Below are 16,879 nucleotides of genomic sequence, written 5' to 3'. Positions count from 1 at the left end.
TATGATGAATCCAACCATCCCCTGCCTGTCCAATGATCAAGAGCTGCAACGCGCGGTGGTTGAACTTGTGGATGCGGCACCACTATTCAAGCGGGTAGTTACCGATTACGGCCCCCCCCCTCTTTGGAAAAGAGAAGAAGGGTTTCCGACACTTATCCGGATAATTCTTGAACAACAGGTCTCACTGGCATCCGCCAGGGCAGCCTTTGACAAACTTGTTGCCGCATCAGGCGAACTGCTGCCAGAACGGTTCGTGCGTTTCTCCGATCAGAAACTGAAAACAATAGGCTTTAGCCGTCAGAAAACACAATATGGGAGAGCATTATCTGAAGCGATCATAAGCAGTTCGCTGGATCTCACAACATTACCGGAACATACTGATGAAGAGGTGCGGCAAAAACTGACTGCAGTGAAGGGGATCGGCGTCTGGACGGCTAACATCTATCTGCTGATGGCCATGGGCCGGCCAGATGTCTGGCCTACCGGCGACATTGCCCTGGCAGCCTCTTACGCCACCTTAAACGAACTCACAGAAAGACCGAACAATGAGGACATGAAAGAGATTGCAACAGAATGGCAACCCTACCGGTCTGTTGCTGCACGTTTATTGTGGCATAACTATCTGTCCGACAAACAGAAGTAACATTGGAAAACATGGTGAAAAGTATTGGCTGGATAATTCTCTTCGGAGCCATGCTGTATGCGCTGATGTGCTGCTATTTATTTATCATGCAGCGTTCTATCCTCTATTATCCAACACCTCCGGCCAGGTTGCCGGCTCCCCCCTCTTTTACAGTTATCCATGACGGACACACCCTGGAGGTATTCAAGATTGAGAGAAACAGTGACAGGGCGGTCATCTACTTCGGGGGAAATGCCGAGGATGTCTCCCTATCAACAGCATCCTTCGCAGCACTGTTTCCAGAGCATACAATATACCTGCCCTGCTACAGAGGGTATGGTAACAGCTCGGGACACCCCTCGGAACAGGCACTGGTTACAGACGCCCTCTTTCTCTACGATCTGATAGATAAGGATTTTGGGGACATTACCCTGTTTGGCAGAAGTCTTGGTTCCGGCATTGCCATCCAGCTTGCGGCCCAACGTCCTGCAAACAGAATTATTCTGGCCACCCCCTATGACTCCATGGCCCGTGTCGCTCACCATTATTATCCGTTTTTCCCGGTCACTCTGCTGCTGAAAGACAAATTCGACTCTCTGGATAAGGCCAGGCAGATAGGTGTCCCCACTCTCCTGCTCATAGCTGAGCACGATGAAGTTATTCCACGCCAGAACAGTGACAGGTTGGCTGCCGCGCTCTCTCCAGAAACAACAAAAGTTGAGATAATTAAAGGTACAGGTCACAACTCCATCGACCTCTCCCCCGACTACAGCCAGGTAATACGCACCTTTTTGCAGACTTTTTCCCAATAACAGCAATATCGTTCAAGAACTCCTGAACCATCAGGAGTACTCTCCTGAGATGGACAATATCAATACACATAACAATCTTCAACAACTGGGCTCCGGCTTCACCGCTAACCTGGTTGTCGCGGCTAGCGTCGCAGCCTACGGCAGTGTGCTTGGTCTTCTGGCCGCGAAAAAGGGGCTGAGCTGGTTTGAGCTTCTCTTTATGAACCTCAGTGTCTTTGCAGGCTCAGCCCAGTTTGTCATGGTCGACATGTGGCTCCCCCCCTTGCCCATGCTTGAGATCACCCTGGCTGTGCTGGTTATCAATATGCGCTATTTACTAATCGGTGCCTCGCTGAACCCTTTATTTGCAGGCACCTCTTTCCTGCATAAATGTGTTTTCATCCACCTGGTGGCGGATGAAAACTGGGCCATAACCATGTCCCGTTACCATAAGGAAGAGATCTCGACCTGGTTTCTGTTAGGCGGGGGGATCTGTGTACAGGCAGCCTGGTGCGCCGGAACCATGACCGGCCACCTGATGGGAGAAGCAATTTCCCAGCCGGAAAAGTACGGCCTGGATTTTGCCTTTGTCGCGGTTTTTACTGCGCTTGTTTTCAGCTTCTGGAAAGGAAGACGGGATATCCTCCCCTGGGTCGTGAGCGCCTTACTGGCAATCATTACCGAAAAGCTGATCCCCGGCAAATGGTACATCCTCGCAGGAGGACTTGGAGGAGCACTGGTCACCGCCCTGCTGCCGGATAATTTATTTCACAAAGGAAACGGGAAATGAATGATGCATATACCGTCTATATCGTGATCGCAGCTGCTGCTGTTGTTACCTACAGTCTTCGCCTCGGCGGACTACTGCTGGCCGGTCGTTTGCCTAAAACCGGTCGGTTCCGTAAATTTATGGATGCCTTGCCGGGCACCATCCTGCTCTCCTTGATTGTCCCCACCGCCATGGCTGCAGGATTCTGGGGCTGGGTTGCCACAGCCTGCACCGCCCTCTGCAGCCTGCGAACCGGTAACGTGTTCCTGTCGATGATCGTCGGGGTCACTATTGTAGCCCTCAGTCGCATTTAACCCGAATCTCTCTTCAGGAACAGGCGCTTTCTATTCCTGTCAGACAGACATATTTTACTTTCCACATCCGACCAAACCTGCCATAGTGTCGCTCACCGAATAGGATTCGGACCGATTTACAATGACCTTAATCGCCCCTACTCTTTCATGTCATCAGCCAAACTCAAGAATTTCCTAAGCAGGCCGTTTCAATCCTTTTTCAGTATCTGGATTCCGGTGCTGTTCTCCATGATTGCGGAACCATTAACCGGATTGGTGGATACAGCGTTTATTGCCCGGCTCGGGGCAGAACATCTGGCCGCCCTAGGTGTCGGCACAGTGGTTCTCACCAGCGGTTTATGGCTCTTTAACTTTCTGAGCGTCGGCAGCCAGACAGAGGTTTCACAGGCCACCGGTCGAAATGATATGGTGGCCGGCAGACGATTCGCCAGCCTCGCTCTCTTGCTGGCTGCCGTCATTGGCCTCGTCATGTCTCTTCTTGCCCTGACTTTCGGTTCAACCATTGCGTCTCTTATGGGAGCTGATGGAAGTGTTCATGGCTATGCGCTGACGTACATCAGGATTCGGGCCTTTGGAGCGCCTGCAGTTCTCCTTACCATGACCTGTTTCGGTATTCTCTATGGGCTGGCTGACATGCGATCCCCCCTCCAGGTCGCTGTTGTCGTCAACATGCTCAATATTGTGCTCGACTGGCTGCTGATATTCGGCATTGGCCCTTTCCCCGCCCTGGGCATTGCTGGTGGAGCATTGGCCACAACCATCAGCCAGTGGATAGGTGCCCTGTGGTGTCTACTGAAAGTGCAGAAAGAAATGGGCTTTACCATTGCTATTAAAGCGTCAGATATCAGCAAACTCCAGCATATTGCCAGGGACATGTTTCTGAGAACCGGTTCACTGATCCTTTTCCTGCTTCTTGCTACCCGGCTTGCCACCAGGCTTGGCACCGAATCCGGAGCTGCTCACCAGGCGATTCGACAGGTTTGGGTCTTTACCAGCCTGTTCCTCGATGCCGCTGCTGTGACGGCACAGAGTGTAGTCGGTTACTTTTTTGGTGCCACCCACCAAGGAGCAGCGCGGCAAGCCGCCAAATGGATGTGCAGCTGGGGAGTCATCATCGGCTGCGTACTGATGGCAGCAATGCTCATAGGGCATGATACCATAGCTACTGTGCTTGTACCGGTGTCAAGTCTGGAACTCTTTACACCTGCCTGGATTATTGCCGCCATTTTCCAGCCTGTAGCGGCCCTGGCCTTTGTCACTGACGGAATTCACTGGGGAACAGGTGACTTCGCCTTTTTGCGAAACGTGGTGATACTGGCAACACTCTGCTGTGCAACCGCTATCGGCATCATGGACCTGTCAGGGGCCGGTAGTCTGACGGCCATCTGGTGGATTACCGGCTGCTGGGTTCTTATCCGCGCCATCTTCGGGGCATTGCGCATCTGGCCTGGAATCGGGCGCCCACCCCTTGCCGACCTAACCGACAGCGCTTCCTGACCCGTCAGTATCCCGCTTCTTTGGATGCGCTGACGAAAACCCTCTAGTGATCATCATATTTATTCTATATATCAAGGCGGTTTTCAGCCAGTTCCCCATTTTCGACGGCCACAACCAGAGCGGCAGCCAGCCGGTCGATCTGGTCGTCGATGTCTGCGATAAGCAGCAAGTCACAGCCAGCCTGTAATGCATCCACTGCAATTTCGGTTATCGGTCGCCCCCGAAGAATCCCTTTAGCATCAAGATCGTCACTCATGACGAGTCCGGAGAAATGTAGTTGATTGCGTAATATCGAAATTACAGGAGCCGACACGGATGCCGCATTATCCGGATCAAGTGCGGATACGACCGCAGGCCCCGTCATAACGATTTCCACACCGGTTTTAATGGCATCGATAAAAGGGATAAAGCTCTGCTCAAACGACTCACTCGGCTCAACATTAATAGCCTCTTCTGCAACAGCAGGATCCTTGGCGATAGCCGAATATCCCGGAAAATGTTTGGCCGCAGCGGCAATACCGTTCGCCTGAAGAGTTTTTATATAGATAGCTGACAACGCAGCAATCTGCCCAGGATCTTTTGACCACGTTCTTCCGGCAAGCCAGGGATTATCCCCGGTTACAATATCAAGAATCGGTGCCAGAAAACAATTTATACCCATCTTATGTGCGCCAACGGCAATGTCCCTGCTCAACCGCTCACATTCATGATGATCCATGTTGGAAATTTCATCAGCAGGGGGAAAAGCTGGAACCAGATCGTGTAATCGACAGATACCACCGATTTCCTGGTCTATAGCCACCAATATCTTGTTGGCACTCCTCTTTGCTTCTTCCGTAACCGACAATAAAGTTTCAGGAGTTTCTGTCATTATCCGCTCGGGACTCATCTTTCTTGCGAGATATTCTTCCCGGGTTTCACCAAGCAGAATTGAGCAACCTCCATTTCCCAAAAACCGTTTTACCGAGTCACTTAATGAAGTTGAAGCAAAGGCAGGAAACAGGACAGCATGTGCGTTTTCATGTCTTGAGGAGTTCATTGAGTGTTCTTTTAAATAATGCTTCGAGAGTTCAGGCGCGTTAATGCTGGGAAGTGGCCAACAACAGACCAAAACCAATAAACACTGAGCCGGTGGCCCGGTTGAAATACTCCATCCTGCCCGGATTGGTCAACAGATTCCTGGCATTATGCGTTAAGGCCGCATAAGTCATGAGGAAGAGGAAGGACATCACCATCAGGGTACTTATCAGGATCGAAAACTGCGGGACAACAGGACTGGCCGTATCAATAAATTGTGGAAACAGGGCCGTAAGAAAGATAATCGCCTTCGGGTTGCTCATGGCAACACCATAGGCGTGGATGAAGGTTCGCACTGCCGAGAAACTGGCGGTACATCCTTTGTTGTATTCCTCAGGTTCATGGGTACTTTTAGTCCGGAACAAACGAATACCGAGATAGACAAGATAGGCAGCACCAACATATTTTATTACGGTAAAAGCGGTTTGTGACGTCTGTATTATCGCTCCCAATCCCGTGACCGCCAGCACTCCAAGGCACAGTAAACCTGTAATATTACCTGCCGCCGCATAAAGCGCCTTTTTCCAGCCATGGAAGACGGAGGTCGTCATAACATAAAACACAGCAGGTCCGGGGGTTGCGGTTGCCACAAGCACCAGCACCATATAAATCAGCCACGATTGACATGTCATATTGCCACCTGATATTCATTCTGAAATTTGCCGAAAGAATGTCCCATGAATACTTTACAGGACATTTTCGTTTTCAGCAAAAAATCTATAAAAACCACAGTACATTTTGTCCGGCTGGCACTCCAGGCTATTGATGCCACATAGGCAACAAGCCTTCCAGCTCCCGTCACTGTCATCAGGATATTTCTCCTTTCCATGAGGTGGCTCGCATAGTACCTTTGCTTATTGAGATGAATACAATATCTGCAAGCTTAAACACTCGCGCTACACGACAACACACTTTCATTTGACGCTATATTACAATTCGTTACAACAAGAAGGAGAGAGCGATGCATATAAGTGCAGAATTTCTGCTGACATCACTGGTAGTTGTACTGATCCCGGGAACCGGCGTGATTTACACAGTTTCTAATGGTTTATTCCTTGGCTGGCGGGCAAGCATTGGTGCTGCCATCGGTTGCACGGCGGGGATCATTCCCCACCTGACGGCAAGTATCTTCGGTCTCTCCGCCATTCTGCATATGAGCGCCCTCGCCTTTCAGCTTATTAAATTCGCGGGTGCAGCCTACCTGCTCTATCTGGCCTGGATGATGTGGCGGGAAACAGGTTCACTTGCCTTTAACTCCTACGAATCCAGCGCCGGATTGTGGCGAATTATAAAAAGGGGATTCCTCATCAACATCCTCAACCCGAAACTCTCGATCTTCTTTCTCGCCTTTCTGCCGCTCTTCGTCTCCCCCGAGGCTGCATCCCCGACCCTGCAAATGATCATACTGAGCGTCCTGTTCATGCTCATGACACTGGTCATTTTCATTCTATACGGTATATCGGCAAACGGAGTCAGGAGTTATGTGGTGAATTCACCGCGCATCGTAACCGGACTACAGCGCACCTTCGCCCTCACCTTTGCAGCATTGGGGTTCAAACTTGCACTGACAGACCGGTGAGAACACCTTGAGCTGTCTATAGCTTCAAAGTTAAATACGATCTCTGCTTAGAAAACCACCGGTTATTTTTTACGGATGAAATAAGGGGCTGACTGTTATACGATTGAATAATCGGCCCCCAACAAACAGCTCAAATTTCTAAAATTCCGGTATGTCCCGGTTGAGGAGATTCAGGCAGGCAAAGTATGGGCAAGAAGGATGCAATACCAAGTCAGGATTTATCCAGAGCCAAATCTATCTTCTCAATAGACTTTTTCAGATCATCCCGCATCTGTCTTGCGTAGGGATTATATTTCTGCAGATCGAGGAAAAGCTGCCAACTATCGTTACAGGTCTGTTTGGTTACTTGCAACAGTGACAGGTACCCGTAAGTATCCATAGAGGTTGGCTGCAATTGCAAATCGTCGAACAATCTACCCATATAGTGTGTGATTCCCTGTGAATAGGCGGCTTTTTCATCGTGCATCTCCGGCGTCATGATCTCTATCCGCAATTTTTTCGAGGCGAAATAAAGGGCCCACTCGTTGAAGACCGGGTCACTGGTGGAGATGTTGCACATCACCATGACGAGATCTCCTTGCAGATTGTAGGAATCGGGACCGAACATGGGGTGTGTGGCAATTATCAGGCTCCCTTCCGGCAGCTGTTCCTGCATCCATTGGGCCGGATAGACCTTTACCGAGCAGGTGTCGAAAAAAACAGTATCCTTTTGGCAATATTTTCTAACTCGTCCGAGGACTTCACCAAACGAGGAGATTGCCACACAGAAAAAGAGCGCATCACAGTCAAAAATACCCTGCTCATCACAGACCTCTATCCCGGAAGGCACATCACCCGATGCCAAACCTCTTTGTGAGTAGACCTTGACCCTGTAGTCTTCTGCAAGAATATCTGCCCAGAGTTTGCCAAACCGTCCGTAACCGTATACAGAAACTGTCTTTTCATTCATGTGTACTGTTCATTATCCGCGAGCTGTCGTTTCTTTCCCACCCGGTATCTGGCAACCTGAACAAGCAATACAGGCAGGAGCAAAAGCAAACCTATCGCAGCACTTTTCAACCCCGGCGCAACAAATAATATCGCCGCAATAAAAGTTGCCAACCTTTCGGCTGTTGTCATATGCGATATGAAAAATCCTGTCAATGCCGCACCGATAAAAACGATACCAACACTACAGCCCACCACAGTCACAAGAAACGCCTGCCAGGTAAACTCTTCTGTTACGATCAGCATCGCCGGGGAATAGACAAAAACAAAAGGAACCAGTGCCTTGGCGGATGCCAGCCGGAAGGCGGTATTGCCCGCCTTAAAAGGGTTTGCCCCGGCGATCCCCGCCCCGGCATAGGCAGCAAGGGCAACCGGTGGCGTGATATCAGCAAGCACCCCGTAGTAAAAAACAAAGAAATGAGCAACGATGGGAGCAACGCCAAGCAGCCCGAGAGCTGGTGCGGCAATAGCTACCAAAACGATATAAGTTGCGGTTGTGGGAATACCGGCACCCAGTAAAATACAGGCGATGGCAGTAAAGATAAGGGTAAGAAACAGGGTGAGCCCCGACAAATCGGTAAAGCCAAAAGGTATAAAAGGCAGTAAAAAACCTGCCAGCTGTTGAGCAGAGCTGGTTACCATAAACGAAACCTTGAACCCCATGCCCGTCAGACTTACCACGCCCACAATGATGCCGACGGTTGCCGCTGAAGCACCTACCGCCAAAGCATATTGGGCACCAAGCCTGAAACATCCATAGAGGTCTTTGAAGGTCAAACGGTTACGAGGATTCAAAAAGCCGACGATGATGCAGGTAGTAATACCCCAGAAGGCAGCGTTATACGGAGTCCTGCCCGAGGCGATAATGGCAATCAATATGACAAGCGGCAGCAGGGCCGGCCAACCTTCCTTTAGAACCTTGACAAATTTCGGCATTTCATCAGGGCGTAAACCTCTCAGGCCGAGCCGCTTGGCCTCCAGATGCACCATGGTAAAAATCCCCAGGTAATGCATCAGGGCGGGTACCGTGGCTGCAAGCAGAATAGTCCGGTACGGCATCTCCAGGAACTCGATCATGATAAAGGCCGCAGCCCCCATAATCGGCGGGGTAATCTGCCCTCCCGTGGAGGACGTTGCCTCAACTGCCGCCGCGAAGTGGGGACGATACCCGATCCGCTTCATTGCCGGAATAGTGAGTGCCCCTGTAGTCACAGTGTTGGCAATTGAGGACCCGGAAATCATTCCGAACAGGGCCGATGAAAAAACACTTACCTTGGCCGGGCCACCTGTATACCGCCCGGCAATACAGGACGCAAGATCAATAAACAGCTGTCCTGCACCAATCCTATTCGCCAATACCCCAAACAACACAAAATGAAACACATAGGTCGCCACAACACCAACAGCAATACCGTAAATCCCCTGGCTGGTCAGGTAAAGATGGTTGACCAGCCCCTTCCATTCCGCCCCGGGGTGCACCAGCACACCTGGTGCATACTTGCCGTAGAGGGCATAAATAATAAATCCCGCAGCAATAAGCGGGAGGGCAATTCCCATGGACCTGCGGGTCGCCTCCAGGGTCAGGACGATCATCAAGGTGCCAAAAACCACATCGATCGACAGTGGATCACCCACCCGGAAAGCAAGATCTTCAAAAACATAAGGGACATAAAAACAGGTAACTGCCGCCATAAGGGCAAGCAACCAGTCATAAACAGGAATTTTGCCGATGGCAGGCATCCAGCTTGCCGCCTCCTTTTTCCTGAAACCAAACACCAGAAAAATGAGCCCCAGCACAAAAGCCAGATGAAGCCCGCGATGTGTTGCTTCCCGCAACAACCCAAACCCGGCCGTGTAATAATGAAAGCAGGACAAGGTGGCTAGGAGTATACCGACAATCAGGGAGGCAAAACCGGCCATGGGCCGCATATGCATTTCCGGATCATATTCTTCTTCGAGCTGTTGTGCCTTTTCCTGGTCTATCGTAAGCATTGGTCCTGCAATCCTGTTTGTTATATCCCATGAACAAAAGAAGGGTGAGGCATACGCCTCACCCTTTTGTACATATAATTATATATCTTATACGTCAGACTACTTTAACAGCCCTGCTTCCTTATAAAACTTTTCAGCACCCGGATGCAGTGGGATCCCAACACCATCAAGGGCGGTTTCCTTGGTAATCACCTTTCCCTTGGCGTGTCCCTTATCAAGTAGCTTACGGGATTTCTCGTTCCACAACGCCTTCGTGATCCCGTAAACAAGTTCTGCATCCACATCAGCAGAAACCACCAGCTGGGCACCTACGGAGAGCGATTCAGTCTCACCGATTCCTTCATAGGTATCTGCAGGAATCAGGTCCTTTGCAAAAAAACCGTACTTTTCAATCATCGCGTCCGCCTCCGGCCCATTAATGGGGACCAGCTCAGCACCAACACTCGAAGCGAGCTCGACAACGGCTCCTGTGGGGTAACCGGCTACGATGAAAAAGGCATCCATCTGGTTGTCCTTAATTTTTTCAATCGCCGGATTCGGTTTGATATAATCGGCCTTTACGTCTTTCTCGGTCAGACCGTACGCCTCAAGAATAAGCCGTGCGTCCACCAGGGTACCTGAGCCCGGTTCATCAAGGGAAACACGCTTGCCTTTCAGATCCTTGACAGATTTAATTCCTGCCCCTTTTCGGGCAACCAGATGAATTGTTTCGGGATAGAGGTTTGCCAAAGCACGTAAATTTTTTACTGGTCCCTTCTTCTCAAAGATCCCGGTTCCGGTATAGGCCCAGTAGGCAACATCAGACTGGGAAAAACCAGCCTCAAGAACACCGGACTTTATGGAGTTTATGTTGGCAACAGACCCGTTTGCCGACTGGGCAATAGCTACCAGGCCGGGAACGCCGCAACTCCCTCCTTCCTCGCATGGCCTGGATCCCGGAGGATTAGAGATACAATGGGCAACAAGGCCACCGATCGGGTAGTACGTACCACCGGTCCCACCGGTACCTATCCTGAAAAAGGTCATGTCCTGCGCCGACGCCACACTAAAACCACAGATCATTGCCATGGTGAGAAGAAACGGTAATAACTTTTGCATCTATTTTCCTCCGGTTTCACTTTGTTGGCAGATAAAGAAGAATTTCAATTTTACCTAACATATCTTTACCCAGGTTATTTACTGTTTAATATTCTTTGGAAAGAAGAGGAATAAACATACTTTATTCTACTTTTTTGTGCGCTAAAATTTTTTTTCTGTTCTTTTCCGGCAGCCTGTTTTTTGTATTCCCCAACCACTCATGATAAAATTACCCCACATAAAGAACTCTACCTCAGGTGACGATATGAAAATCCTCGAAACACTCAACTTACAACAGGTAAACAGCGGTTCATCGACAGGAGCCGAATGTCAGGAGCACTCCAAACTGCCGCTATCAGAAAGTATTTCTCCTGTCGATGGCAGGGCTATTGCCTCGGTCCGCCCCGCCTGCATCGAAGATTATGAAAGCGTTATAGCGAAGGCCTCAGAAACATTTATATACTGGAGAACAGTACCGGCCCCCAAACGGGGTGAAATAGTCAGGCAGATTGGCAATGCCTTGCGGGCGAAAAAGAAAGCGCTCGGCACCCTGGTTAGTCTGGAAATGGGAAAATCTCTCCAGGAAGGGCTCGGGGAAGTACAGGAGATGATAGATGTTTGCGACTTCGCCGTGGGCCAGTCGAGGCAACTTTACGGCTTTACCATGGCCTCTGAACGAGTTGATCATCGCCTTTACGACCAATACCACCCCCTGGGTGTTACTGCGGTAATAAGCGCCTTCAACTTCCCGGTGGCCGTCTGGTCCTGGAACGCTATGCTGGCTTGCGTCTGCGGCAATACGATTATCTGGAAACCCTCCTCGAAAACACCGCTCACCGCTATCGGGGTGCAGAACATTCTGGCCGAGGTAGTCCGTGCCAATAACCTGCCTGAAGGATTGTTCAACCTGCTGATAGGATCAGGTTCACAGATCGGTGAAAGAATGCTGGCCGACACCAGTATCCCCCTCGTATCGGTTACAGGATCAACAGGCGTCGGCCGTCACGCAGCCGGAATTATCGCCAAACGTTTCGGCCGGTGCATTCTGGAGTTGGGCGGCAACAACGCCATAATCCTTACAGCCGCGGCAAATCTCAAACTGGCCGTCCCTGCCATTGTGTTCTCGGCTGTAGGTACGGCTGGACAAAGATGCACGACGACCAGACGACTCATTATCCATGAATCGATCTATGATACGGTCAAGGCAGCATTGGTTAAGGCCTATGAAACCATCAAGATAGGTAACCCCCTGGATGAAATAAACCACATGGGACCGCTTATTGACCGCCGGGCCGTTACCTCATACCTCAAGGCCCTGGAAACTCTGCAGGGCCAGGGTGGACATATCCTCTTTGGGGGGAGACTCCTTGAAGGAGACGGCTATCAATCCGGATGCTATGTCCAGCCCGTCCTGGCTGAAGCAGAAAACAGCATGCCTATCGTGCAGGAAGAAACCTTTGCACCCATTCTTTATCTGATCAAATATAAAGGCAGTGTCGAAAACGGTATCGCCCTGCAAAATGATGTCGCTCAGGGACTTTCATCCTCTATCTTTACCGACAGCCTGCAGGAAGCTGAAACATTCCTGTCTGCTGCCGGTTCCGACTGCGGTATAGCCAATGTTAATATTGGTACATCCGGTGCTGAAATTGGCGGGGCTTTTGGCGGGGAAAAGGAAACGGGTGGAGGCAGGGAATCCGGCTCCGATGCCTGGAAAGGATATATGCGGCGTCAGACCAATACGATCAACTATGGCAAGGAGCTGCCCCTGGCCCAGGGGATTAAGTTTGATATATAACCGCATCCAGCGGATGAGGGTGCCACACTGTGACAGCATTATCTCTTTGAGAATCAGTATCAATCAATTATGATAGAAGAAGCAAACAGCCAGAAACATACAGCAAATCAGTAATCCTTCTGGTTGGTTTTGAAAAGTTGTTTTCTATTCTGAGGTATAAGCAGGTGCATCATGGTGATGCAAATCGCTGGTGGGATATCTGATATCACCATATTCCATGTGTGATTGGGGAGTATTAGCAGCAGGATAATTCAGGAACTCAGGAGGGTGTTAATGAAAAATGTGAAGGTGATTGGATCGATGGTACTGGTCAGTGCATTTATTGTACTTGGTAGTGCCGGAATCAGCATCAGTGGTGAGGGGGGAGTGTCAGATAAAGGTGTTGAGAGCCGAAACGAAAAATGGGCTGAAAAATACCCATTACATTACAAATCGTGGAAGGCCACCGCTGAAAATGATGAAATTACAGATATGCTCAAGAAGAAGCCCCAACTTCCCATCCTCTGGGCGGGTTACGGGTTTGCCAAGGATTACAATGCACCGAGAGGTCACTTTTACGCATTACAGAGCAACATTAATACGCTGCGAACGGGTGCACCGGTAGGCCCGAATACCGGACCGATGCCAACTGCCTGCTGGACATGCAAGTCACCGGATGTACCACGTATCATGGATGAGCAGGGAGAGCTTGAATACTTCACTGGTAAATGGGCAAAATACGGTAATGAGATAGTGAACCCTATTGGCTGTGCCGATTGCCATAACAGTCAGACTGGCAAACTTGCAATATCACGGCCATACCTTGAACGAGGGCTTGAAGCCATCGGCATGGACCCCAAAAAAGTAGACAGCGAAGACATGCGCACTCTCGCCTGTGCCCAGTGCCATTCAGAATACTATTTCAAGGCAGAAGAGTGGACGGACAAGGAAGGCAACAAAAAGACCGCCAAGGTCGTAACCTTTCCATGGGATAACGGTCTTACCGCTGAAGATATGGAAAAGTATTATGATGATATTGAGTTCAAGGACTGGACCCATAAAATCAGTAAGGCCCCTATGCTCAAGGCACAGCATCCCGGATACGAAATTTTCAAAAGCGGCATCCATGCTAAGAGCGGCGTGACATGTGTAGATTGTCATATGCCGACCCGTTCTGAGGGGGGTGAGAGCTTCTCTGACCACCACCTGGCAAGTCCCATGGGTGATATTGAGTCAATCTGTCTGAATTGTCATGAACAGGAGGCAGATGAGCTTAAAGCTGTCGTTGAGGAGAAACTGGAGCGAAAAGAGCAGCTGATGACAATTGCCATGGATAATCTGGCGAAAGCACATCTTGAAGCAGGTAAGGCCTGGGAGCTCGGGGCGAATGAGGCTGAGATGAAAGATATCCTGACGGACATTCGTCATGGCCAGTGGAAGTGGGATTACTCCATAGCCAGCCACGGATCATTTTTCCATGCACCGGAAGAAACCTTACGTCTCCTTGCAGTAGCCAACGAAACTGCCCAGAATGCCCGCTTAAAGCTGGTCCAGATTCTGGCGAAATATGGTGCAGTCGACTATATCGCTCCCGATTTCTCCACTAAAGAGATGGCGCAGTCCCTGGCAGGTCTGGACTTCAAGAAGCTGGTGGATGAAAAAGAGAAATTCAGGGCGACTCTCCTGAAGGAGTGGGAAAAGCAGGCGATAGAAAAAGGAATCCTGTCTGAGGAAACACGAAAGGGTATGAGCGATAAAACATCATACAACCAGTAAATAACCAGATTTTGTACTTCTGGTAAGCTGAACCTCCCTGTATCATTTTCTTGATGCAGGGAGGTTTCTTTTTGCCCAAACCTTTACAGCCCCAACCAATGACGCCTATCTAATTAATATAATTATACATATCAAGATAATGCAGCTTGATCATGATTTTTTTGGGGTGAGGGACATGGTCGTTATCCACAGGTTACTTGTAGGCTGCCAACCCAGTGACTTCCTGGCCGATAATCAATGTATGTATATCATGTGTGCCCTCGTAGGTGTAAACTGATTCGAGGTTATTGGCATGACGCATGATCGGGTATTCTCCCATAATACCATTGGCACCGAGCATGGTGCGGGCGGTTCGGCAAATGTCGAGTGCTATTTGAACGTTATTCATCTTGGCCATGGAGACCTGGGCCGGAGTATATTTCCCCTGGTCTTTCAGCCGGCCGAGTTGGAGCGCCAGTAACTGGCCCTTGGTAAGTTCTGTTACCATCTCAGCCAGTTTTTTCTGCTGCAACTGAAAGCCCCCAATCGGTTTATCGAACTGGATTCGTGTTTTTGCATACTCCAACGCGGTCTGATAACAGTTGTCGGCCGCTCCGAGCGCGCCCCAGGCGATTCCGTAGCGAGCCTGGGTGAGGCAACTAAGAGGCCCCTTGATGCCGGTCACACCTGGAAGCATTGCATTCTTTTCATCCAATAACACATTGTCAAAGACCAATTCCGAGGTAACAGATGCCCGCAGGCTCCATTTTCCTTTCATCCTCGGAGCTGAAAAACCGGGAGTGTTCTTTTCCACCAGAAAACCGCGCACCCCGTTTTCTGTCATTGCCCAGACCAAAGCGACATCGGCAATAGAACCATTTGTTATCCACATTTTGGCCCCGTTCAAAAGCCACCTTCCGTCGTCCTGTCGTACAGCCCTGGTTCTCATCCCGCTTGGATTCGAGCCAACGTCAGGCTCGGTAAGCCCGAAACATCCGATTGCCTCACCAGCAGCCATCCGGGGCAACCAATGCTGCTTCTGCTCCTCACTGCCATAGGCAAAAATAGGATACATTACAAGCGACCCCTGGACCGAGGCAAGGCTCCTGAGTGCGCTGTCCCCCCGCTCCAGCTCATACATCAACAAACCATACGCCACATTGGATAAACCGGCACAACCATATTCCTCTGGCAGGGTCGGTCCGAAAAAACCGAGTTCACCCATCTCCGGGACCAGATGGGCTGGGAATTTCTCCTGTTGGGCATGCTCATCAATTATCGGCATCACCTTTTCATCCACAAAAGTGCGCGCCGTCTGGCGAACCAGTTTTTCTTCATCATCCAGCATATCCTGGAAATTCATATAATCCGTCAGTTCCATTGCGGTCTCCTGTTAATGAACATCCTCTTCGATTTGTGATGCTCGTGATTTTCATAAATTTATTATACAATCAATATTGTAAAGAGCACAAACCTGACGTTCACCATCAAAAAAAAATTTACCAACAGAGAGGTTCCGGATGAACAGACATATTGATTCGATACTCGTTCTCGGTCTCGGCAAGGTGGGCCACCTGGTCGCCCTGCTCCTCCACGAGACAGGATTCACCGTCACCGGCGCAGACCTGTCACCGGAACTCGATCTCCCCTATATATTCAAGCAACTGGACATAGAGGATACGGAACATTTACAGCAACTCCTCGATACCCATCACGCCGTTGTATCCTGCCTTCCCTACCACCTGAACGCTCGCATTGCACAGCTTGCCGCTGAAAACTCCACCCACTACTTTGACCTGACTGAAGATGTGAGAACCACAAATGAGATCATGGAACTGAGCCGGTCTCATGACATCATCATGGCCCCGCAGTGCGGTTTAGCGCCTGGATTCATTGGCATTATCGGTGCTGCACTTGCTGGACAATTTGAAAAGATACGAAATATCCGGCTCCGGGTCGGTGCACTTCCCATACACCCCACGGGCCTGCTCGGTTATGCCTTTAACTGGTCTCCCGAAGGGGTTGTCAACGAATACCTCAACGACTGCGAGGTAATTGAAGATGGTATTCGTAAAATGGTATCACCTCTCGAATGGCTCGAAACCATCGTTATTGACGGTGTCCAGCTTGAGGCCTTCACCACCTCTGGGGGCCTGGGGACCATGTGCGATACCTATGATGGTATCGTAGAGAATCTCGACTACAAATCTATCCGCTATCCCGGCCATGCCAAACTCATGAATTTCTTCCTGCACGAACTGCGGATGCGGGAGGACCGTAAAAAGGCTGGTCAGATCCTGGTCCACGCCAAACCACCCGTTTCCGACGATGTTGTCTATATTCATGCATCTGTCGAGGGGCTCATCAACAACCACCTCTCCCGGGAGGAGTTTGTTCGCTCGTACCGCCCCATTGAAATTGCGGGAGCCACCAGACGTACAATCGCTTGGACAACGGCTTGTTCTATCTGCAGTATTGTTGAACTGGCGGCAAGCGGGACATTACCTGCGAGAGGATTTATCCGACAGGAGGATATTCCCCTCAAAGATTTTCTGGCAACAGCCAACGGTAGGTTCTACAATACGGGGTCTGGCAGCTGAAGGCGACCTTGAAATAGATCTTCCGAGATTGGATTATTTATC

General features: G+C 50.1%; 15 protein-coding genes. 9 read left to right on the top strand and 6 right to left on the bottom strand.

Going from position 1 to position 16,879, the window contains the following annotated elements:
- The first annotated feature begins 1 nt into the window (after window position 1).
- The 5 genes from GA520_RS02965 to GA520_RS02945 all read left to right on the top strand — a co-directional run bounded on the left by GA520_RS02965 (window position 2) and on the right by GA520_RS02945 (window position 3,993).
- Entirely contained in the window at window positions 2-643 is a 642-nt protein-coding gene (locus tag GA520_RS02965) for a DNA-3-methyladenine glycosylase (protein ID WP_163338169.1), read from the top strand.
- 11 nt (window positions 644-654) lie between these two features.
- The gene (locus GA520_RS02960) at window positions 655-1,434 is read left to right on the top strand and encodes an alpha/beta hydrolase (protein ID WP_163338170.1); all 780 of its coding nucleotides are present in this window, start codon (window positions 655-657) and stop codon (window positions 1,432-1,434) included.
- Window positions 1,435-1,483: 49 nt separating this feature from the next.
- Window positions 1,484-2,203, top strand: a complete 720-nt coding sequence (locus GA520_RS02955) for an AzlC family ABC transporter permease (protein ID WP_163338171.1) — start codon at window positions 1,484-1,486, stop codon at window positions 2,201-2,203.
- Window positions 2,200-2,496 carry an AzlD family protein gene (locus GA520_RS02950; protein WP_163338172.1) on the top strand — a complete coding sequence of 99 codons (297 nt, stop codon included), beginning with the start codon at window positions 2,200-2,202 and terminating at the stop codon, window positions 2,494-2,496. The genes GA520_RS02955 and GA520_RS02950 overlap by 4 nt, the downstream gene beginning before the upstream one ends.
- 228 nt (window positions 2,497-2,724) lie before the next feature.
- Window positions 2,725-3,993, top strand: coding sequence for an MATE family efflux transporter (locus tag GA520_RS02945; protein ID WP_205749269.1), 1,269 nt, complete (start codon window positions 2,725-2,727; stop codon window positions 3,991-3,993).
- 64 nt (window positions 3,994-4,057) lie between these two features.
- Here the strand turns inward: GA520_RS02945 and GA520_RS02940 are convergent, their stop codons facing one another.
- Together GA520_RS02940 and GA520_RS02935 are read right to left on the bottom strand one after the other, a co-directional pair.
- Window positions 4,058-5,032 (bottom strand): glycoside hydrolase family 3 N-terminal domain-containing protein, encoded by a 975-nt coding sequence (locus GA520_RS02940; protein WP_163338174.1) that lies wholly within the window; start codon window positions 5,030-5,032, stop codon window positions 4,058-4,060.
- Between the two features lie 40 nt (window positions 5,033-5,072).
- Complete coding sequence (locus GA520_RS02935) at window positions 5,073-5,702, bottom strand: LysE family translocator (RefSeq protein WP_163338175.1); 630 nt, start codon at window positions 5,700-5,702, stop codon at window positions 5,073-5,075.
- 329 nt (window positions 5,703-6,031) lie between these two features.
- Here GA520_RS02935 and GA520_RS02930 point away from each other — a divergent pair, with 329 nt between their 5' ends.
- A complete protein-coding gene (locus tag GA520_RS02930) occupies window positions 6,032-6,649 on the top strand; it encodes a LysE family translocator (RefSeq protein ID WP_163338176.1) in 618 nt (205 codons plus the stop codon).
- Window positions 6,650-6,860: 211 nt separating this feature from the next.
- On the opposite strand, the gene GA520_RS02925 is transcribed toward GA520_RS02930, so the two are convergent.
- The 3 genes from GA520_RS02925 to GA520_RS02915 form a co-directional block, all read right to left on the bottom strand.
- Window positions 6,861-7,598: a prephenate dehydrogenase/arogenate dehydrogenase family protein gene (locus GA520_RS02925; protein WP_163338177.1), complete on the bottom strand. Its 738-nt coding sequence runs from the start codon at window positions 7,596-7,598 to the stop codon at window positions 6,861-6,863.
- Complete coding sequence (locus tag GA520_RS02920) at window positions 7,595-9,628, bottom strand: TRAP transporter permease (RefSeq protein WP_163338178.1); 2,034 nt, start codon at window positions 9,626-9,628, stop codon at window positions 7,595-7,597. The genes GA520_RS02925 and GA520_RS02920 overlap by 4 nt, the downstream gene beginning before the upstream one ends.
- A gap of 99 nt (window positions 9,629-9,727) precedes the next feature.
- Entirely contained in the window at window positions 9,728-10,726 is a 999-nt protein-coding gene (locus GA520_RS02915) for a TAXI family TRAP transporter solute-binding subunit (protein ID WP_163338179.1), read from the bottom strand.
- A gap of 244 nt (window positions 10,727-10,970) precedes the next feature.
- On the opposite strand from GA520_RS02915, the gene GA520_RS02910 reads away from it, so the two are divergent.
- The gene (locus GA520_RS02910) at window positions 10,971-12,503 is read left to right on the top strand and encodes an aldehyde dehydrogenase family protein (protein WP_163338180.1); all 1,533 of its coding nucleotides are present in this window, start codon (window positions 10,971-10,973) and stop codon (window positions 12,501-12,503) included.
- A gap of 273 nt (window positions 12,504-12,776) precedes the next feature.
- Window positions 12,777-14,258 (top strand): ammonia-forming cytochrome c nitrite reductase, encoded by a 1,482-nt coding sequence (gene nrfA / locus GA520_RS02905; protein ID WP_163338181.1) that lies wholly within the window; start codon window positions 12,777-12,779, stop codon window positions 14,256-14,258.
- 193 nt (window positions 14,259-14,451) lie between these two features.
- On the opposite strand, the gene GA520_RS02900 is transcribed toward nrfA, so the two are convergent.
- The gene (locus GA520_RS02900) at window positions 14,452-15,618 is read right to left on the bottom strand and encodes an acyl-CoA dehydrogenase family protein (protein WP_163338182.1); all 1,167 of its coding nucleotides are present in this window, start codon (window positions 15,616-15,618) and stop codon (window positions 14,452-14,454) included.
- 139 nt (window positions 15,619-15,757) lie between these two features.
- On the opposite strand from GA520_RS02900, the gene GA520_RS02895 reads away from it, so the two are divergent.
- Entirely contained in the window at window positions 15,758-16,837 is a 1,080-nt protein-coding gene (locus GA520_RS02895) for a saccharopine dehydrogenase family protein (RefSeq protein WP_163338183.1), read from the top strand.
- The last annotated feature ends 42 nt before the right edge of the window (window positions 16,838-16,879 follow it).

It is taken from the genome of Desulfopila sp. IMCC35008 (assembly GCF_010646885.2).
Lineage (GTDB): Bacteria > Desulfobacterota > Desulfobulbia > Desulfobulbales > Desulfocapsaceae > Desulfopila.
The sequence above is the reverse complement of the archived record's forward strand: the minus strand, read 5'-3'. Positions and strand labels throughout refer to the sequence as shown.